16 protein-coding genes are annotated in these 17491 nt (G+C 60.8%); 6 read left to right on the top strand and 10 right to left on the bottom strand.

Features of this window, described 5'->3' with window-relative positions:
• The first annotated feature begins 3 nt into the window (after positions 1 to 3).
• Both HMPREF3138_RS10665 and HMPREF3138_RS10660 read left to right on the top strand, forming a co-directional pair.
• A complete protein-coding gene (locus HMPREF3138_RS10665; RefSeq protein ID WP_038881109.1) occupies positions 4 to 1431 on the top strand; it encodes a purine-cytosine permease family protein in 1428 nt (475 codons plus the stop codon).
• Positions 1428 to 2240, top strand: coding sequence for a nitrilase-related carbon-nitrogen hydrolase (locus HMPREF3138_RS10660; protein ID WP_038881112.1), 813 nt, complete (start codon positions 1428 to 1430; stop codon positions 2238 to 2240). The genes HMPREF3138_RS10665 and HMPREF3138_RS10660 overlap by 4 nt, the downstream gene beginning before the upstream one ends.
• Before the next feature lie 63 nt (positions 2241 to 2303).
• Here HMPREF3138_RS10660 and HMPREF3138_RS10655 read toward each other — a convergent pair whose 3' ends face one another.
• Together HMPREF3138_RS10655 and HMPREF3138_RS10650 are read right to left on the bottom strand one after the other, a co-directional pair.
• The gene (locus HMPREF3138_RS10655) at positions 2304 to 3287 is read right to left on the bottom strand and encodes a magnesium and cobalt transport protein CorA (protein WP_033642493.1); all 984 of its coding nucleotides are present in this window, start codon (positions 3285 to 3287) and stop codon (positions 2304 to 2306) included.
• Positions 3288 to 3298: 11 nt separating this feature from the next.
• Positions 3299 to 3718 carry a GNAT family N-acetyltransferase gene (locus HMPREF3138_RS10650; RefSeq protein WP_033642494.1) on the bottom strand — a complete coding sequence of 140 codons (420 nt, stop codon included), beginning with the start codon at positions 3716 to 3718 and terminating at the stop codon, positions 3299 to 3301.
• Between the two features lie 131 nt (positions 3719 to 3849).
• Here HMPREF3138_RS10650 and HMPREF3138_RS10645 point away from each other — a divergent pair, with 131 nt between their 5' ends.
• The gene (locus HMPREF3138_RS10645; protein ID WP_038881116.1) at positions 3850 to 4950 is read left to right on the top strand and encodes a PQQ-dependent sugar dehydrogenase; all 1101 of its coding nucleotides are present in this window, start codon (positions 3850 to 3852) and stop codon (positions 4948 to 4950) included.
• A 13-nt stretch (positions 4951 to 4963) separates the two neighbouring features.
• Here the strand turns inward: HMPREF3138_RS10645 and HMPREF3138_RS10640 are convergent, their stop codons facing one another.
• Together HMPREF3138_RS10640 and HMPREF3138_RS10635 are read right to left on the bottom strand one after the other, a co-directional pair.
• A complete protein-coding gene (locus tag HMPREF3138_RS10640; RefSeq protein ID WP_038881118.1) occupies positions 4964 to 5584 on the bottom strand; it encodes a glutathione S-transferase family protein in 621 nt (206 codons plus the stop codon).
• An 89-nt stretch (positions 5585 to 5673) separates the two neighbouring features.
• Entirely contained in the window at positions 5674 to 6330 is a 657-nt protein-coding gene (locus tag HMPREF3138_RS10635; protein ID WP_070559039.1) for an HAD family hydrolase, read from the bottom strand.
• Between the two features lie 107 nt (positions 6331 to 6437).
• Between HMPREF3138_RS10635 and HMPREF3138_RS25470 the strand changes: the two genes are divergently transcribed.
• Together HMPREF3138_RS25470 and HMPREF3138_RS10630 are read left to right on the top strand one after the other, a co-directional pair.
• Entirely contained in the window at positions 6438 to 6674 is a 237-nt protein-coding gene (locus tag HMPREF3138_RS25470) for a hypothetical protein (RefSeq protein WP_071605323.1), read from the top strand.
• Entirely contained in the window at positions 6619 to 7641 is a 1023-nt protein-coding gene (locus HMPREF3138_RS10630) for an isopenicillin N synthase family dioxygenase (protein WP_038881206.1), read from the top strand. The genes HMPREF3138_RS25470 and HMPREF3138_RS10630 overlap by 56 nt, the downstream gene beginning before the upstream one ends.
• A gap of 59 nt (positions 7642 to 7700) precedes the next feature.
• On the opposite strand, the gene HMPREF3138_RS10625 is transcribed toward HMPREF3138_RS10630, so the two are convergent.
• Together HMPREF3138_RS10625 and HMPREF3138_RS10620 are read right to left on the bottom strand one after the other, a co-directional pair.
• Complete coding sequence (locus HMPREF3138_RS10625; RefSeq protein ID WP_038881121.1) at positions 7701 to 8846, bottom strand: trans-sulfuration enzyme family protein; 1146 nt, start codon at positions 8844 to 8846, stop codon at positions 7701 to 7703.
• Between the two features lie 12 nt (positions 8847 to 8858).
• The gene (locus tag HMPREF3138_RS10620; protein ID WP_038881124.1) at positions 8859 to 10226 is read right to left on the bottom strand and encodes a pyridoxal-phosphate dependent enzyme; all 1368 of its coding nucleotides are present in this window, start codon (positions 10224 to 10226) and stop codon (positions 8859 to 8861) included.
• Between the two features lie 465 nt (positions 10227 to 10691).
• Here HMPREF3138_RS10620 and HMPREF3138_RS10615 point away from each other — a divergent pair, with 465 nt between their 5' ends.
• Positions 10692 to 11897, top strand: a complete 1206-nt coding sequence (locus HMPREF3138_RS10615) for a serine hydrolase (RefSeq protein WP_038881127.1) — start codon at positions 10692 to 10694, stop codon at positions 11895 to 11897.
• Positions 11898 to 11952: 55 nt separating this feature from the next.
• Here the strand turns inward: HMPREF3138_RS10615 and HMPREF3138_RS10610 are convergent, their stop codons facing one another.
• The 4 genes from HMPREF3138_RS10610 to deoC all read right to left on the bottom strand — a co-directional run bounded on the left by HMPREF3138_RS10610 (position 11953) and on the right by deoC (position 17288).
• A complete protein-coding gene (locus tag HMPREF3138_RS10610) occupies positions 11953 to 13320 on the bottom strand; it encodes an L-serine ammonia-lyase (protein ID WP_025302221.1) in 1368 nt (455 codons plus the stop codon).
• Positions 13321 to 13412: 92 nt separating this feature from the next.
• On the bottom strand, positions 13413 to 14711 hold the full coding sequence (locus HMPREF3138_RS10605) for an HAAAP family serine/threonine permease (protein ID WP_038881129.1): 1299 nt from the start codon (positions 14709 to 14711) through the stop codon (positions 13413 to 13415).
• A gap of 978 nt (positions 14712 to 15689) precedes the next feature.
• Complete coding sequence (gene deoR / locus HMPREF3138_RS10600; RefSeq protein WP_038881131.1) at positions 15690 to 16454, bottom strand: DNA-binding transcriptional repressor DeoR; 765 nt, start codon at positions 16452 to 16454, stop codon at positions 15690 to 15692.
• A gap of 153 nt (positions 16455 to 16607) precedes the next feature.
• Positions 16608 to 17288: a deoxyribose-phosphate aldolase gene (gene deoC, locus HMPREF3138_RS10595; RefSeq protein WP_038881133.1), complete on the bottom strand. Its 681-nt coding sequence runs from the start codon at positions 17286 to 17288 to the stop codon at positions 16608 to 16610.
• Positions 17289 to 17491: the final 203 nt, after the last annotated feature.

Raw genomic sequence — 17491 nt, 5'->3', positions numbered from 1 at the left:
AACATGAACAATCGCAATGTGGCGTCACGCCCAAAAATTGAAGTGCGCTCGATAGACTATGTGCCCCGTCACGAGCGGCATGGCAAGGTTTGGCATCAGGCGCCGTTTTGGTTCACCGGCAATTTCGTTTTGACGACGATGGTGGTCGGTTTCACCGGCCCGGCGCTGGGGCTGGGTGCGCTTTATTCGATGCTGGCCATTGCCGCCGGCGTAGGGTTCGGCACGTTCTTCATGGCGTGCCATGCCAACCAAGGGCCGCGCATGGGGCTGCCGCAGATGATCCAGTCGCGGGCCCAATTCGGCCTGCGTGGGGCCATCGTTCCCTTTGCCGCCGTGGTGTTTGTTTACATCGGCTTCAACGTGTTCAACGTTATTCTCGCGACCGATGCGATCAACACGGTGTTGCCGGGCCACCGTCTGCCCTGGTATGCGTTGCTGATCGCGGTGGCCGTGCTGTTGGCGATCGTCGGCCACGATATGCTGCATGCGGTGCAGCGCTGGCTGACCTATGTGATGATGGCGGTGTTCGGCGTGCTGACGATCGGCGCCGTGTTGTCGCTGCGGATGGACGCCGCCGTCGGCGCCGGGCATTTCTCGTGGGCGGCCTTTTTGATTCAGCTGTCGGCCGCCGCCGGCTACCAGATCAGCTACGCGGTGTACGTCTCCGACTATTCGCGCTATTTGCCGCAGGAAACGCCGTCTGCCAAGGTGATCTTTTGGACTTATCTGGGGGCGGCCGGATCGGCGCTTTGGCTGATGTCGCTGGGCGCATTTCTGGCTTCAGCCTTACCGGCCCCCGATGCGATCGGCAGCGTACAGGCGGTGGGTAATGCCGTTTACCCGGGGTTTGGCACGCTGGCCGTGCTGATCGCCGTCCCCTCGCTGGTCGGCATCATGGCGGTCAACTGTTATGGCGCAATGCTGACCAGCCTCAGCGCGATTGATGCGTTCCGTAAAGTGACGCCGACGTTGCGATTACGCATGTTCGGCATTGGCGTCGTCGCCCTGACGGTGTTTGCGGTGGCGTTGGCTATCCCGGCAAGCTATCTCGCCAGCTTCAATACCTTCGTGCTGCTGATGCTGTATTTCCTGGTGCCCTGGACGGCGGTGAATCTGATGGACTTTTACGTGGTGCGCGGTGGGCATTACGCGATCGGTGAAATCTTCAACCCGGCGGGGATCTACGGCCGCTGGGGGCGCTCCGGCCTGACGGCCTACGCGAGCGGCCTGCTGGCGATGGTGCCGTTCATGACGTTGGGCTTTTACACCGGCCCCTTTGCTGTTTTACTGGGCGGCGCGGATATCGCTTTTCTGGTCGGCCTGCTGGTGGCCGGGAGCGTGTATGTCGTGATGTGCCGGAAGCTCGATCTTGAAGCCGAACGGCGGGTGGCGTTGTGCTGCGAGGGTTTATTGGAAGGAGGACGGGAGTGAAGGAAAAAATCAGCGTCGCATGCTGCCAGTTAGCGTTGCGGGTCGGGGAAGCGGAACACAATCGGGCGCTGTCCGCCCAGGCGATCCGGCGGGCGGCGCAGCGCGGCGCCAACGTCATCGTGCTGCCGGAGCTGGTGAACAGCGGCTACGTGCTGCGCGATAAGGCGGAGGCGCGGGCGTTGGCCGAGGCCGAAGACGGGCCGAGCCTCAGCCTGTGGGGAGCTTTGGCGCGCGAGTTGGATGTGGCGATCGTCGCCGGTTTCTGCGAGCGCCTGCCCGATGGCGAGGTGGCCAACAGTGCGGCATTGATCGATGCGCAGGGGGTGAGGGCGATTTATCGCAAAGCGCATCTGTGGCACGAAGAGAGCACTATTTTTACCGCCGGCGATCGGCCGCCGCCGGTCATCGAGACCCGCTTCGGCCGGTTGGCGGTGATGATCTGTTACGATCTCGAATTCCCGGAGTGGGTGCGGCTGCCTGCGTTGGCCGGTGCTCAGCTGCTGTGTGCGCCGGTCAACTGGCCGCTGGCACCGCGCCCGCAGGGCGAACGGCCGGCGGAGATGGTGAAGGCGCAGGCCAACGCCGCCGTCAATCGGCTGTTCATCGCGGTGTGCGATCGTTGCGAAACGGAGCGCGGCGTTGCGTGGATCGGCGGATCGGCGATCGTCGACGCCGACGGTTACCCGTTGACGCAGAGTTTGGCGGGCGAAGGCATGGTGCTGGCATCGATGGATATCGGCGCAGCCGATGACAAGCACATCGGCCGCCACAATCACGTGCATCGCGATCGGCGGCCGATGCTGTATTGAAGCGGCGGGGCGGGCTGCCCCGCAGGGGGCTTTTTCCGGCGGAAACAGCCACCGTTTTGGCGCTTACAGCCAGCCCGATTTCTTCAGCTTCTGATACAGGAAAATGCAGCCGACGGCGGTCACCCCCAGCGTGGCGTGGTAGGCCCACGGGAACTTCAGCTCCGGCATGTCGGCGAAGTTCATCCCGTACAGGCTGAAGACCACCGTCGGGATGGCCAAGATTGCCCCCCAACCCGCCAGCCGTTTCACCACTTCGTTTTGTTTGACCGTCACCAGCGCCAGGTTGACGTGCATGGCGTTGGTCAGCATTTCGCGCATGTCGTCGATATTGCTGACCACCTGATGGGCGTGATCTTGCACGTCGCGCACGTAGGCGCGCAGCTCTTTCGGGATCACCTCTTCGTGCAGGCGGATCAGCTGGTTGCAGATTTCATCCATCGGCAGCGCGGCGTTGCGCAGCGCCAGCAGATGGCGGCGCAGGGTATAGACGTTCTCGATCGCCGCCTGATCGAACTCTGACTGAAACATGTTGGCTTCAATGTTCTCGATGGTGCTCTCGAAGCGCGCCACCACGCTGCGGTAGTTATCCACCACGAAGTCCAACACTGAATAGAGGGCGAAGCCCGGCCCGCGGCACATCTGCTTGTGGTTCTCTTCCGCCTTGGCGCGGATCGGCGCGTAACTGGGCGAAGCGCCGTGGCGCACCGTCACCAGAAAGTTTTTGCCGACGAAGAAGTGGGTTTCGCCGTATTCGATTTCGTCGTGCTCGCCCCACTGCGCGGTTTTCACCACGATGAACAGCGAGTCGCCGTAGGTCTCCAGCTTCGGCCGCTGGTGCGCGCACAGCGCGTCTTCGATCGCCAAATCGTGCAGCCCGAACTCCTCCTGCACCTTGCGCATAAACGCCGGCTCAGGCTGCCTTAATCCCAGCCAGATGAAGGTGTCGGGCTGTTTGACCACCTCGCTGATATCGTCGATGGTCACTTCGCCCAGCCGTTGGCCGGCTTTGTACGCCACACAGTTCACCACCATGCTTTTGCTGTCCATCCGTCCATCCATTAATCAGTCAGCGTTTTGGTAAGTAAATAACACTCATGTTCTACCGGATACTCTTTCAGCGTCATTTGCAGCTGATAGCCGAGCTTTTCGTAGAACGGCCGCGCCTGAAAGCTGAAGGTATCCAGGCGGGCGTAGCGGCAGCCGCGCGCCTGCGCCTCGTGCTCGGCGGCGCGCATCAGCCGGCCGCCGAGGCCGCTGCCGCGCTGGGTATCCGCCACCCATAGCCACTCGACGCTCAGCCAGTTGCCCCAGGTTTCGGCGGTCAAACCGCCGATCACCGCGCCGGCTTCGTCGCGCGCATAGACGCTGAGCGGCTTGCGGTGGCTGGCGTCGATATGCGGCAGGTTGTAAGCGCGCAGGCCTTGCCTGATCGCATCGAGGGTTTGTTCGTCGATCGCGTCGGTAACGGTAATGTCCATTTTTCCTCCTGGGTAATGGATTAACTTAAGCACATGGCGGCTAAAAGGCAACCCGTTGAAATGTAATGCAAACGACCGCGGCCGCTGAGTGGGCTACACTAAACGGGTTATTTTATCTTCAGGAGGACGCCATGCCCCGATTGACTCTGCTGGCCGGTTTGCTGCTGTGCAGCGGCCTGGCGCACGCCGCGCCGACAGTCAGCCAACTGCAGGACGGCTTGGAACACCCGTGGTCGCTGGCCTTTTTGCCGGCGGAACAAGGTTTGCTTATCACCGAGCGGCCCGGCCGGCTGCGGCTGTGGCAGCAGGGCAAAGGCCTGTCGCCGCCGATCGCCGGCGTGCCGCAGGTTTACGCCGAGGGGCAGGGCGGACTGCTGGAGGTGTTACCGGCCCCCGACTTCGCCGCCAGCCGCCGGGTGTATCTCAGCTTCGCCGAAACGGGCGAGGGCGGCAAAGCCGGTACGGCGGTCGGCTACGGCCGTTTGAGCGACGACGGCGCGCGGCTGGAAAACTTCAAGGTGATCTTCCGCCAGCTGCCCAAGCTGTCGGTCGGCAATCACTTCGGTGGCAAGCTGGCGTTCGACCGGCAGGGCTACCTGTTTATCGCGCTGGGCGAAAACAACCAGCGGCCGACGGCGCAGGAGACCGACAAGCTGCAGGGCAAGCTGGTGCGGCTGACCGCCGAAGGCGCGGTGCCGCCGGACAATCCCTGGGTCGGCCAGGCCGGCAAACGGCCGGAAGTTTGGTCCTACGGCCACCGCAATCCGCAAGGGCTGGCGATGAACCCGTGGAGCGGTGCGATCTGGGAACACGAGCACGGCCCGCGCGGCGGCGATGAGCTCAACATCCCGCAGCCGGGTAAAAACTACGGCTGGCCGCTGGCCACCTACGGCATCAATTATTCCGGCCAGCCGATCCCGGAGGCCCGGGGGGAACGGGTGCCCGGCACCGAACAGCCGCTGCACTATTGGCGGGTTTCGCCCGGCCTCAGCGGCATGGCGTTTTATGACGGGCAGCGCTTCCCCGCCTGGAGGCACTCGCTGTTCATCGGCGCGCTGGCGCAAAAGGAGCTGATTCGCCTGACGCTGGAAGGCGACAAGGTGGTGGCGGAGGAGCGGTTGCTGGGCGATCGCGGCGAGCGCATTCGCGAGGTACGCAGCGGGCCGGATGGCTACCTGTATCTGCTGACGGACGAGCGGGACGGCAAGCTGCTGAAAGTCGGGGCGTCGTAACGCCCCGCAGCGATCAGGTGAGTTCGCTCATCACGCCGCGCTGGTAGGCCGGGCGAGCGCGCAGCTGCTGATACCAGCGCTCCATGTTCGGCCGCGAGCGGCGGGCGCTCGGCATCTCGAACCAGGCGTAGGCGAAGCTGCCGAGCGGAATATCGCCGAAGCCGAACGCGTCGCCGGAGAGGTAAGGCTGATGCGCCAGCGCCTGTTCAATGACGTCGAAGTGTTTTTCCAGCGTGGCGATCGCCGCTTCGATTTTCGCCATGTCGCGCAGCTCTGGCGCGGTGCGGATCAGGCCCCAAAAGACGATGGTGAAGGCCGGAACGATGGTCGAGGTGGTCCAGTCCATCCATTTCTCGGCGGCGGCGCGCGCCTGCAGATCTTGCGGATAGAACGTCGCATCGCCGAATTTCGCCGCCAGGTAGCGCACGATGGTGTTGGACTCCCACAGCACGAAGTCATCGTCCTGCAGCAACGGCACCAGGCCGTTCGGGTTCAGCGCGCGGTAACTCTCTTCGTTAACCTTGCCGAACGCGCCGCCGGCGTTGATGTGGGTATAGCTCAGTCCCAGTTCGGCGGCGCACCACAGCACCTTCCTGACGTTGTTCGAATTCTCACGACCCCAAATGGTCAGCATGGGATAACTCCGTTAGCGGATTAAAGAGCCTTAATACCTACGCCACAATGCGCTTTTTGTCACACCGCAGGGCACTTTTTGCCTGCCGCTCAGCGCTCCCAGCGGCACACTTCCCAGCCGTGCTCCGCCGCCAGCGCGCTCAACTCGCTGTCGGGGTTGATCACCGTAGCGCTGTCGACGAATTGCAGCATCGCCTTATCGTTGAGGGAGTCGCTGTAGCCGTGGCTGTGTTCGAATTTCAGGTGCGGATGCTGCGCCAGCCAGTGTTGCAGGCGGATCACCTTGCCCTGTTGGTAGGTCATGGTGCCGTAGGTGTTGCCGGTGAAGCGGCCGTCGCTGATTTCCACGCCGATCGCCAGCGCATCGTCGGCGCCGAGCTGTTCGGCGATCGGCGCCACCAGGTGCTCGCCGGTGGCGGAGATCACCAGGATGCAGTCGCCGCGCTCGCGGTGCCACTGCAGGCGTTCACGGGCGGCGGGGGAGACGCGCGGCAGGATATCGCGGCGAATGTAGCGTTGCACCCAGCCGGCCACGGTTTGCACGCTCAGGCCGGTCAGCGGCGCCAGCGTGGCCTGCATGTAGTCCTCCATCGACAGCTTACCCTGATAATAGAGCTGCATCAGCTGCTGCTCCTGCAGTTCCAGCTCCGCCGGCGCGAAGCCCTGGCCGACCAGCCAGCGGATCCACAGGCTGGCGCTGTCATCGTCAATCAGGGTTTCATCCAGGTCGAATAAGGCTAAATCCATCAGTATTTCTCCGGCAGGCAGGGTATGAGGTCGTTTACAGGATAGCGGATAGCGCCCATCGCCAGCCAGCGGCGTCGGCGAAATTGCGCAGAGCATAAGAAACATTGATGACGGTTTTGCGACAGTTTGTTGAACGTTTGCATAACTTAGAACGCAACAATATTGGCCGCCCCGGCGAGCGCGGTGATAACTATGAGGCAAACGCAGCCACCCGCCGGGGAGAGACAATGTTGATTATTCGCCTGTACGGCAGCCCGATCGCGATCGGGGAAGAAGAGGAACCGCATGATGACGCACCTGACGACGCTGAAGACGCTGCCGCTGCTGGATCTTTCGCAGCTTGACGGCGATGCGCGCCGGCGGCGCGCCTTTCTTGACGATTTGCGCGCGGCGGCCCGCGACGTCGGTTTTTTCTATCTGCGCGGGCACGGCGTGGACGGCGTGTTGAATGTGCGGCTGCAGCAGGGCGCGCGGCAATTTTTCGCGCTGCCGGAGGCCGACAAATTGGCGGTGCAGATGGTGCATTCGCCGCACTTTCGCGGTTACAACCGGGCGGCGGCGGAGCTGACGCGTGGCCAGCCGGACTGGCGCGAGCAGTTCGATATCGGCGCCGAACGCCCGGCGCTGACGCTGTCTGACGACACCCCGCGCTGGGCGCGCCTGCAGGGGCCAAACCAGTGGCCGGCGGCGCTGCCGACGCTGAAACCGCTGCTGCTGCAGTGGCAACAGGCGATGACCGCCATGTCGCTGCGGCTGCTGCGCGCTTTCGCTTTGGCGCTGTCGCTGCCGGAGCAGGCTTTCGATCGCTTGTACGGCGAGAAGCCCAACGAACACATCAAACTGATTCGCTACCCGGGGCGGGACGCTACCGGCAGCGCGCAGGGCGTCGGCGCGCACAAGGACTCCGGCTTTCTCAGCTTCCTGCTGCAGGACGAGCAAAAAGGGCTGCAGGTGGAGGTGAGCGAAGGGCGGTGGATTGACGCCCAGCCGCGTGAAGACACCTTCGTGGTGAACATCGGCGAGCTGCTGGAACTGGCGACCAATGGCTACCTGCGCGCCACGGTGCACCGGGTGGAAACGCCGCCGGCGGGGCGCGACAGGCTGTCGATCGCCTTCTTCCTCGGCGCGCGCTTGGACGCGGTGGTGCCGTTGTATCAACTGCCGCCGCCGCTGGCGGCGCAGGCGCGCGGCCCGGCCAGCGATCCGCTCAACCCGCTGCTGCGCGACGTGGGGTATAACTACCTGAAAGGCCGCATCCGTTCCCACCCCGATGTGGCACAGCGCTTTTATCGGGACGTCATCGGCGTCTGAACATCAGGCACAAAAAAGCCCGGCGCGCCGGCCGGGCTGATGGCGATTGATTCGGGCGATTATTCCGCCAGCGCCTGCTGCAGATCGGCAATCAGATCTTCCACATCCTCAATCCCCACCGACAGGCGCACCAGCTGCGGCGTGATGCCGGTTGTCAGGCGCTGTTCCAGCGGAATGGAGGCGTGCGTCATGCTGAACGGCTGGCTGATCAGGCTTTCCACGCCGCCCAGGCTTTCCGCCAGGGTGAACAGGCGCGAGCGCTGGATGACCCGGCGCGCATAGGCGTCGTCGCCTTTCAACCGCACCGAGATCATGCCGCCGAAGCGCGTCATCTGGCGCGCCGCCAGTTCATGCTGCGGGTGGCTCTGCAGGCCGGGATAGTAGACGTTTTCCACCTGTGGCTGGCTTTCCAGCCACTGTGCGATGCGCAGCGCGCTGTCGCTGTGGCGCTGCATGCGCAGGGCCAGGGTGCGGATGCCGCGCAGCGTCAGGAAGCTGCTGAACGGATCGAGAATGCCGCCGACCGCGTTTTGCAGGAAACCGAGCTGCTCCGCCAGCGCCGGGTTATCCCCCACCGCCGCGACGCCGGCCACCACGTCGGAGTGGCCGTTGAGGTATTTGGTGGCGGAGTGCACCACCACGTCAAAGCCCAGATCCAGCGGACGCTGCAGATACGGCGAAGCGAAGGTATTGTCCGCCACGCTGATAAGCTGATGCTTTTTGGCGATCGCGGCGATGGCGCTCAGATCCGCCAGTTTCAGCAAGGGGTTGGTCGGGGTTTCCACCCAGATCATTTTGGTATCCGGCTCGATCGCCTGTTCCAGCCCGGCGAGATCCGCCGGTGACACGTAGGTGACGCGCAGGCCGGCGGTGCGGCTGCGCACCTTTTCCAGCAGGCGATAGGTGCCGCCGTACAGGTCGTCCACCGCGATCAGGTGGCTGTCCTTATCGAGCAGCTCCAGCACCGTGGAACAGGCCGCCAGGCCGGAGGCGAAGGCGTAGCCGCGGCTGCCGCCTTCCAGTTCGGCGATGGCGCTTTCCAGCGCGGTGCGCGTTGGGTTGGCGCTGCGGGAGTATTCGTAGCCGGTATGCTCGCCCGGCGCCGGTTGGGCGTAGGTGGAGGTGGCGTAAATTGCCGGCATCACGGCGCCGGTGGCATCCGGGGTGTAACCGGCGTGAACGGTCAACGTATCAAACTTGGCCATAATGGGTCCTTATTAACGTAATTTTTGGCGCCAGGCGTTAAGCACGTCTGTGCGGGTAATCAGGCCGAGGAAGCGCTCGCCGTCGAGCACCACCGCGACGTGGCCATGGTTGAAGGTGGCCTGCAATTCTTCGTAGCCGGCTTCTTTTTGCAGCGTATGGACCCGCTTGGTCATTGCGCTACTGGCCGGCAGGCTGAAGTGGGCGGCGTCGGCCTGGACGGCGTTCAGCAGATCCCACTCATCGATCAGGCCGACCACCCGATCGCCTTCCAGCACCGGCAGCTGCGAGATGTCGTACAGCCGCATGCGGGCGTGCACGATCGCCAGCGTGTCGTCCGGCGCGGCAGAAACGGCCGCACCTTCGTCGTGGCGGTAAGCGATCAGATCGCGCAGATCGCCGTGCTGCGGTTTGCTCAGGAGACCCTGTTCCAGCATCCAGTGATCGTTATACATTTTAGACAGGTATTTGTTGCCGCTATCGCAGACAAAGGTCACTACCCGCTTGGGTTCGGTCTGTGCGCGGCAGTAACGCAGTGCGGCGGCCAGCAGGGTGCCGGTGGACGAGCCCGCCAGCACGCCTTCCTTGCGCAGCAGATCGCGCGCGGTGGTGAAGGCTTCTGCGTCGCCGATGCGGTAAGCGTTGCGGACCTGGTCAAAGTCGCTGAGCGGCGGGACGAAGTCTTCGCCGATGCCTTCCACCAGCCAGCTGCCCGCTTCGCCGATATGGCCGTTATCGAGATAGTCCGCCAGGATAGAGCCGGCAGGGTCGGCCAGCACGAATTCGGTCTGCGGCGAAACGTCGGCGAAGTAGCGGCTCAGCCCGCCCAGCGTGCCGCCGGAGCCGACGCCAACCACGATAGCGTCCACGTCATGCTCCATCTGCCGCCACAGCTCGGGGGCGGTAGTGGTGGTATGGGCCGCCGGATTGGCCGGGTTGTTGAACTGATCGATATAAAAGGCGCCGGGGATCTCCCCGGCCAGGCGTTGGGCGTAATCCTGATAGTAAGCGGGATGCCCCTTGCCGACGTCCGAGCGGGTCAACAGCACTTCCACGCCCAGCGCGCGCAGGTGGAAGATCTTCTCGCGGCTCATCTTGTCCGGCACCACCAGCAGCAGCTTATAGCCTTTCAGCGCCGCCACCAGCGCCAACCCCAGGCCGGTATTGCCGGCGGTGGCTTCGATGATGGTGCCACCCGGCTGCAGCTTGCCGTCGCGCTCGGCCTGTTCGATCATCGACAGCGCCACGCGGTCTTTGATCGAACCGCCGGGGTTTTGATTCTCCAGCTTGACGAACAGCCGGCACGGGCCGGTATCGAACTGGGTCAGTTCCAGCATCGGGGTATTGCCAATCATCTCGATGACGGAATGGGGGATCGCCATGACTTATCTCCAGGATTATTCGGTATAAAAGTCGTTATATGGATGATAGCGCTGATGATAAGCGCTTTAAAAAGAACAAATAACGGCTATATATGCCATTATGGAATATATTAATCTTTTTTAGCCGTATAGATGCGCAGATGTTTAGCGGTGCAGATGCTTGGCCGTGTAGCCGTGGGTGGATGCAAAAATGCGCGTCGCGATGCTTTTTTGAACGATAAGCGGGGCCTGCGTACAGTTATGTAAAAATGCTGAAAATTCACGCTAAACCCTGCAAAAATAAGATAAATCACATAAACTCACAGCATGGGCATTTTCGGTGCGTTGCGTTACCCGCTATGGGCGCCGCACGGGGTTGCGGCCGGCACGCGCGCACCGGGCCACTCTCGCTGGTTGGCTTAAAACGTGAACATGTTTGAAAGTTAACGCTATTTCAATGGTTTGAATGGACACTCTGGCGACGTCATGATGAAAAAAAACTTATCCACTTCCCTGAAAAAACTGACCTTCAGCGTAGGCATCCTGTTGCTGGCCGCCCCGGCCGTGCACGCGGCCGAGCCGCCGGCGCCGCCGCAGGTAGACGCCAAGGCCTACATTCTGATGGATTACAACAGCGGCAAGGTGCTGACCGAAGGCAATGCCGACACCCGTCTCGATCCCGCCAGCCTGACCAAGATCATGTCCAGCTACGTAATCGGCCAGGCGATCAAGGCCGGCAAGATCAAGCCGGAAGACCTGGTCACCGTCGGCAAAGACGCCTGGGCGCCCGGTAACCCGGCGCTGCGCGGTTCTTCGCTGATGTTCATCAAGCCGGGCGATCAGGTGCCGGTGCTGGAGCTGAATAAGGGCATCGTGATCCAGTCGGGTAACGACGCCAGCATCGCGCTGGCGGACTACGTGGCGGGCAGCCAGGATTCGTTCGTCGGCCTGATGAACAACTACGCCAAATCCCTGGGCCTGCAGAATACCCACTTCCTGACGGTGCACGGTCTGGATGCGGAAGGGCAGTACAGCACGGCGCGCGACATGGCGCTGCTGAGCCAGGCGCTGATCCGCGACGTGCCGGACGAATACGCGCTGCATAAAGAAAAAGAGTTCACCTTTAACAAGATCCGCCAGATTAACCGCAACCGCCTGCTGTGGAGCAGCAACCTGAACGTCGACGGCATCAAGACCGGTTACACCAGCGGCGCCGGCCATAACCTGGTGGCGTCGGCCACCGACGGCCCGATGCGTCTGATCTCGGTAGTGCTGGGCGCGCCGAGCGATCGCGTGCGCTTCAGCGAAAGCGAAAAGCTGCTGACCTGGGGCTTCCGCTTCTATGAAACCGCGACGCCGATCAAGGCCGATAAGCCGTTCGTCACCCAGAAAGTGTGGTTCGGCGACGTCAGCGAAGTGCCGCTCGGCGTGGCGAAAGACGCCTCGGTCACCATTCCGAAAGGGCAGATGAAAAACCTGAAGGCCAGCTACAAGCTGACCCAGCCGACGCTGGAAGCGCCGCTGGCGAAAAATCAGGTGGTCGGCACCATCGATTTCCAACTGGACGGCAAGACCATCGAACAGCACCCGCTGGTGGTGATGCAAGAGGTGAAAGAGGGCAACTTCTTCAGCCGCATCTGGGATATGGTGATGATGAAGCTGAGCCAGTGGTTTGGCGGGATCTTTGGCTGAATATTCTGTTCAGCCTCATCTAATGATAAGGGCGCCATTCGGCGCCCTTGGTTTATCAGTTGCAGGCCACGACCTTGATCGCCAGCCCACCTTGTGAGGTTTCGCGGTATTTGGCGTTCATGTCTTTGCCGGTTTCGTACATGGTTTCGATCACCTTATCCAGACAAACTCGCGGTTCGCTGGTGCGGCGCATCGCCATGCGTGCGGCGTTGACCGCCTTGACGGCGGAAATGGCGTTGCGTTCGATGCAGGGCACCTGAACCTGGCCGGCGAGCGGATCGCAGGTCAGCCCCAAATGGTGCTCCATGGCGATCTCCGCCGCGATGCACACCTGCGCCGGGCTGCCGCCCAGCAGCTCGGTCAACCCGGCCGCCGCCATCGAACAGGCTACGCCCACTTCCCCCTGACAACCCACTTCGGCACCGGAGATCGAGGCGTTCATCTTGTACAGCGCGCCAATCACCCCGGACGCCAGGAAGTAGCGGGTGTAGGAGTTGGCGTTTACCGGACGGATGAACTTGTCGTAGTAAGCCAACACCGCAGGGATGATGCCGCAGGCGCCGTTGGTCGGCGCGGTGACCACGCGGCCACCGGCGGCGTTCTCTTCGTTGACCGCCAGCGCGAACATGTTGATCCAATCGACCACGTTCATCGGGTCGATATTGTTCTTGTCGCCGGTCACCAGAATGCGGCGCAGCGCGGCGGCGCGGCGCGGCACTTTCATCGGGCCGGGCAGCAAGCCTTCGGTGTTGATGCCGCGTTCGATACCGGCGCTCATCACCTGCCAGACGTCGGCGAAGTGCGCGTCGATATCCGCCTTGCTGCGCAGCGCCAGCTCGTTCTGCATCACCAGGCCGGACAACGACAGCCCGGTGTCTTTGCAATGCTGCTGCAGATCGTGCGCCGATTTGAACGGGTAGGGCACCGGCGTGGCGCCCTCGGCGGATTGGCCGAAGTGCTCTTCGTCGACGATGAAACCGCCACCGATCGAGTAATAGGTTTTGCTGTGCAGCAGGCGCTCACCGGCGAAGGCGCGGATACGCATGCCGTTTTCGTGCAGTGGCAGGTTGTCGCTGTGGAAGTTCATGCCGCCGTGCAGCGGGAAATCCACCTCGTGATGGCCGTTGGCCAGCGGCAGGCGGCCGCGCTGTTCGACGTCGCGGATAAAGCCCGGAATGCTGTCGATGTCCACGTCGTGCGGCAGGTTGCCGGCCAGGCCCATGATGATGGCGATATCGGTGTGGTGACCTTTACCGGTCAACGACAGCGAACCGTACACGTCGACCACCACGCGGGTGGTGTCCTGCAGCTGCTGGTGGGCGATCAGATCGTCGACGAACTGTTTGCCGGCTTTCATCGGGCCAACGGTGTGGGAGCTGGATGGGCCGATGCCAATCTTGAAAATATCGAAAACGCTGACCATGGTCTCGCCTCCTTCTTCAGGTTTCAGGCGGTGAATACGGGAAATGGGGGAGTGCGGGAGGGCCGGCGCGCAGCGGCGCCGGCCGGACGTGATTAGCCGAGCAGGCTGAACACGATAGCAGAGATGGCAATCAGACCCATCACAACCACGAACACATTGCTGATGTGGCCGCTGTACTTACGCATGGCAGGTACTTTACGGATGGCATACATCGGCATCAGGAACAGCAGCATGGCGATGATTGGGCCACCCAGGGTTTCGATCATGCCCAGGATGCTTGGGTTCAGGGTGGCGACGATCCAGGTGGTCACCAGCATGAAGATAGCGGTCATGCGGTTCAGCTTGGCGGTGCTGACGGTTTTGCCGCGGCTCTTCATCGACTTGGCAACCAGGCCGTTGAAGCCTTCACGTGCGCCCAGGTAGTGGCCCAGGAACGATTTGGTGATGGCGACGAAGGCGATAACCGGCGCGATGTACGCGATCATCGGGTTGTTAAAGTGGTTAGCCAGGTAAGACAGAATCGAGATGTTCTGCGCCTTGGCTTCCGCCAGGTTTTCCGGCGTCAGGCTCAGCACGCAGCTGAACACGAAGAACATCACGGTCAGCACCATCATGATGTGTGCATAAGCCAGAATGCGGGAGCATTTCTTCTCGGCGTCTGCGCCGTACTCTTCGCGTTTGGCGACGGCGAAGGCGGAGATGATCGGCGAGTGGTTGAAGGAGAAAACCATTACCGGGATCGCCAGCCACAGGGTCATGATCAGGCCGTGGCCCATGCCGGTACCGCTGCCGGACAGCGACACGTTTTCGAAGATGGCGCCGGTCCAGTTAGGGATCAGATACACCGCCAGCAGCATCAGCACCGCGACGAACGGGAAGACCAGGATGCTCATGGTTTTCACGATGGCCTGCTCACCGAAGCGCACGATGGTCATCAGGCCGACGATCAGGATCAGCGACAGGATGGCGCGCGGTGGCGACGTCATGCCCAACTGGTGGGTAATGAAGCTGTCGACGGTGTTGGTGATCGCCACGCTGTAAACCAGCAGAATCGGGTAGATGGCGAAGAAGTACAGCAGAGTAATCAGCTTACCGGCGGTGATGCCGAAGTGCTCTTCTACCACGGCGGTGATGTCTTCACCGGGATTTTTGCCGGACAGAACGAAACGGCACAGGCCGCGGTGGGCAAAGAAGGTCATCGGGAAAGCGATGATGGCCATGATGATCAGAGGAATCAAACCGCCGATGCCGGCGTTGATTGGCAAGAACAGGACGCCTGCGCCGATGGCGGTGCCGTACAGGCCCAACATCCACATGGTATCCGTTTTACGCCAGGTACTGCTGGAGCCCGAGGCCGCAGAGGCAATTGTGCCGGTCTGTGTAGTGTCCATAAATATCTCCGAAGTGAACACGAATTTAAAATTAAAAGGCAAAACTTAAGGTTAAACCGTCAAACGTCTTATTCAGGCAACGCTTGCGGTAAGAATCAGGTGTTGCTTGCGGGGATGTTTTGGCGTCCCCCTGGTTGTTTATTGCGTTCATTACCAAGGCACAGCGCCGGGTAATTCACTAAAGACTTTTCACCATCATGGGCGATAAAAGTCGTTACCGCTGCCGACAGGTCTTTGCCTGTCGATTTTTGTTGGCGGCAAGATAACGATTTACAGTAGAAACAACCGTGATCCTGCTCTCAAATGCGCAATATGTGCAGTTATCCGCTTTTTTATCGATTTTTCGCGCATTTGTTGCACATTTGTGTAAGATTTTGTGCTGAGAACGCTCTCATAAAGATTTCTGCGATTATGCGGTTTGTACAATAATTGGCCGGATAAAGCGCTGTGCTCAGCAGCAAGCCGAGCAATATATTTTATGCGTGGTTTTGGATCTAGCGAAAAACCCGGATTAAGCAGTTTTAGTGACGTAGATCACATTGTATTTTTAAGTAAAATTCAATTCATCTGTTTGTTTTTAATGGTTTTTAATTAAAAACACCGCTAATAACGAAGGGAAATTACTTACGTGGTTAGCGGATAAAAATGCGTAACCATTCATCATATAAATAACAGATAACTAACAGGTATTGGCGAGATTTGCTGCAATCGCTTAAACCGCCGTTTATTTAAACATCCCGGCCTTTGGCGTGATTTATCATATAAAAGCCATAAATAGTCGTTAATTCACCCAACCGACAGCGTGTTTAGCCTGCGAGAAAATAATCACTCGGGTGACCTGTTGCATTTTATTAACCTGATGTTGCGTGCGGATAAGCGAAAAACGCGAATCGATTGCGCATTATTTGTTCATTTTCGGGCGGGGAAAGAAGGGGATTGCAGCGGTGCGCCGCCGGTTTCGACGGCGCAGAAGGCGGATTAATAGCGGGTAGCGATGGCGTTGTCGTTGAAGAACGCCATGAAGTCGGCGTCCGGCTGGCGGTCGCTGATCACCCGATCGAACTGCGTCAGGGGGCCGATGCAGGCCGGTTTGGTTTTGCCGAACTTGCTGTGGTCTGCCACCAGGATCTTTTGCTGCGCCATCGCCATGGCGCGATGCTTCATCTCCAGCTCGTCGAAGTTGAAGCAGGTGGCGCCGTGCTGCAGGCTGAGGCCGGCGGCGGAGATAAAGGCGATGTTCGGGCAGATGTGATCGAGCTCGTTACGGCCGCTGACGCTGGAAAAGATGTAGTTGTTCGGCTTGAACTCACCGCCGCACAGGACCACCTTGCAGTTCGGTTTGTCCTGCAGCGCCAGGAAGGTGTTCAGCGAATGACAGACAGCGGTGAAGGTCAGCTCGTCGGCGATGGCGTCGATGATCGCCGGGGTAGTGGTGCCGCAGTCGAAAAACACCGTGTCGTTTTCATTGATCAAGGGGGCCGCCAGCAGGCCGATGCGCCGTTTCTCCATCACCTGCTTGGCTTTTTGATCGGAAACGAAGTAGTTGGTCACGCCGTTGCTGCGCGGATCGGTCACCACATAGCCGCCGAGCAGTACCACCGCCGCCGGTTCGGCGCTCAGATCGCGGCGAATGGTCATCTCCGAGACCCCCAGCAGCGCGGCGGCTTCTTTCAGGTGGATCTTGTCAGCGCGTTTTAACGCCTGAACTAGCCGGTTGATACGTTCTTCGCGCCGCGTTTCCATAGGTCCGTCTTCCCACAGGTAGTAGAGGTAAAAGGGCGTGCCGGCGTGTCCGGCGCTAAACACAACAATGCGGGGCAATATCGGGCCGCCTTGGCCGCCCGTATTGTCCCGCATCGGAGTGGATTGGCTGTGCCCGTCAGGGCATGCCGACGATCAGTAGCTGCCCGCCGCCGGCTGAGCGCCGGAAACGATGGCGACGCCGGAGCTGGTGCCGATACGCGTGGCGCCGGCGTTGATCATCTTCTCGGCGGTGGCGCGATCGCGCACGGCGCCGGAAGCTTTCACGCCCATTTCGCTGCCCACGGTCTCGCGCATCAGTTTGACGTGCTCTTCCCGAGCGCCGCCGGTGCTGAAGCCGGTGGAGGTTTTCACGAAGGCCACATCGAGTTCGCGACACATTTCACAAACCTGGACGATCTGTGCATCGCTGAGCAGGCAGGTTTCCAATATTACCTTCAACGGGATCGCCGCGCAAACCTCGCGCACGGCGGCGATGTCGGCTTTCACTTCGTCCAGCAGGCCGCTTTTCAACCAGCCGACGTTGATCACCATATCGATCTCTTGCGCGCCGGCGGCGATTGCCGCTTTGGCTTCAAAGGCTTTGGCGACGGTCAGGCCGGCGCCCAGCGGGAAACCGATCACCGAGCAGACTTTCACGGTGCTTTCTTGCAGCAGCTGGGCTGCCAGCGGCACGTAGCCGGAGTTGACGCATACCGCATAGAAGTTGTGCTGCTGCGCTTCTTCGCACAGTTTGGCGATCTGCAGTTCGGTGGCGTCCATCGCCAGCAGGGTGTGGTCAACATAGCTGGCGTAATCGATGGTTTCGGTGGTCATCGCGATTCCTTAGTGAGGTTAAGACAGTAAGCGGGATGGGTAATGTGAGAATAATAACATTTAGATGCCGATAAACCTAGTGATGTTTAAAAAATGTCGATTCGATCGTCGCTATCAGGCTGTTATAGGTATAACTTAAAGGCGTTTCATTTGTTATTTAAATAACATTTCAGGGCTCGCGGCCTGCGCGGGCGCAACGTCGA

The sequence above is a fragment of the Serratia sp. HMSC15F11 genome, from assembly GCF_001808215.1.
Classification (GTDB): Bacteria; Pseudomonadota; Gammaproteobacteria; order Enterobacterales; family Enterobacteriaceae; genus Serratia; species Serratia nevei.
This window is presented reverse-complemented; position numbering and strand designations above follow the sequence as displayed.

Excerpts from the sequence above, each read along its gene's own strand:
- HMPREF3138_RS10665 (WP_038881109.1), top strand. The coding sequence starts at position 4 with ATGAACAATCGCAATGTGGCGTCACGCCCAAAAATTGAAGTGCGCTCG.
- HMPREF3138_RS10655 (WP_033642493.1), bottom strand. The coding sequence starts at position 3,287 with ATGGACAGCAAAAGCATGGTGGTGAACTGTGTGGCGTACAAAGCCGGC.
- HMPREF3138_RS10650 (WP_033642494.1), bottom strand. The coding sequence starts at position 3,718 with ATGGACATTACCGTTACCGACGCGATCGACGAACAAACCCTCGATGCG.
- HMPREF3138_RS10645 (WP_038881116.1), top strand. The coding sequence starts at position 3,850 with ATGCCCCGATTGACTCTGCTGGCCGGTTTGCTGCTGTGCAGCGGCCTG.
- HMPREF3138_RS10640 (WP_038881118.1), bottom strand. The coding sequence starts at position 5,584 with ATGCTGACCATTTGGGGTCGTGAGAATTCGAACAACGTCAGGAAGGTG.
- HMPREF3138_RS10635 (WP_070559039.1), bottom strand. The coding sequence starts at position 6,330 with ATGGATTTAGCCTTATTCGACCTGGATGAAACCCTGATTGACGATGAC.
- HMPREF3138_RS25470 (WP_071605323.1), top strand. The coding sequence starts at position 6,438 with ATGACGGTTTTGCGACAGTTTGTTGAACGTTTGCATAACTTAGAACGC.
- HMPREF3138_RS10630 (WP_038881206.1), top strand. The coding sequence starts at position 6,619 with ATGACGCACCTGACGACGCTGAAGACGCTGCCGCTGCTGGATCTTTCG.
- HMPREF3138_RS10625 (WP_038881121.1), bottom strand. The coding sequence starts at position 8,846 with ATGGCCAAGTTTGATACGTTGACCGTTCACGCCGGTTACACCCCGGAT.
- HMPREF3138_RS10620 (WP_038881124.1), bottom strand. The coding sequence starts at position 10,226 with ATGGCGATCCCCCATTCCGTCATCGAGATGATTGGCAATACCCCGATG.
- HMPREF3138_RS10615 (WP_038881127.1), top strand. The coding sequence starts at position 10,692 with ATGATGAAAAAAAACTTATCCACTTCCCTGAAAAAACTGACCTTCAGC.
- HMPREF3138_RS10610 (WP_025302221.1), bottom strand. The coding sequence starts at position 13,320 with ATGGTCAGCGTTTTCGATATTTTCAAGATTGGCATCGGCCCATCCAGC.
- HMPREF3138_RS10605 (WP_038881129.1), bottom strand. The coding sequence starts at position 14,711 with ATGGACACTACACAGACCGGCACAATTGCCTCTGCGGCCTCGGGCTCC.
- deoR (WP_038881131.1), bottom strand. The coding sequence starts at position 16,454 with ATGGAAACGCGGCGCGAAGAACGTATCAACCGGCTAGTTCAGGCGTTA.
- deoC (WP_038881133.1), bottom strand. The coding sequence starts at position 17,288 with ATGACCACCGAAACCATCGATTACGCCAGCTATGTTGACCACACCCTG.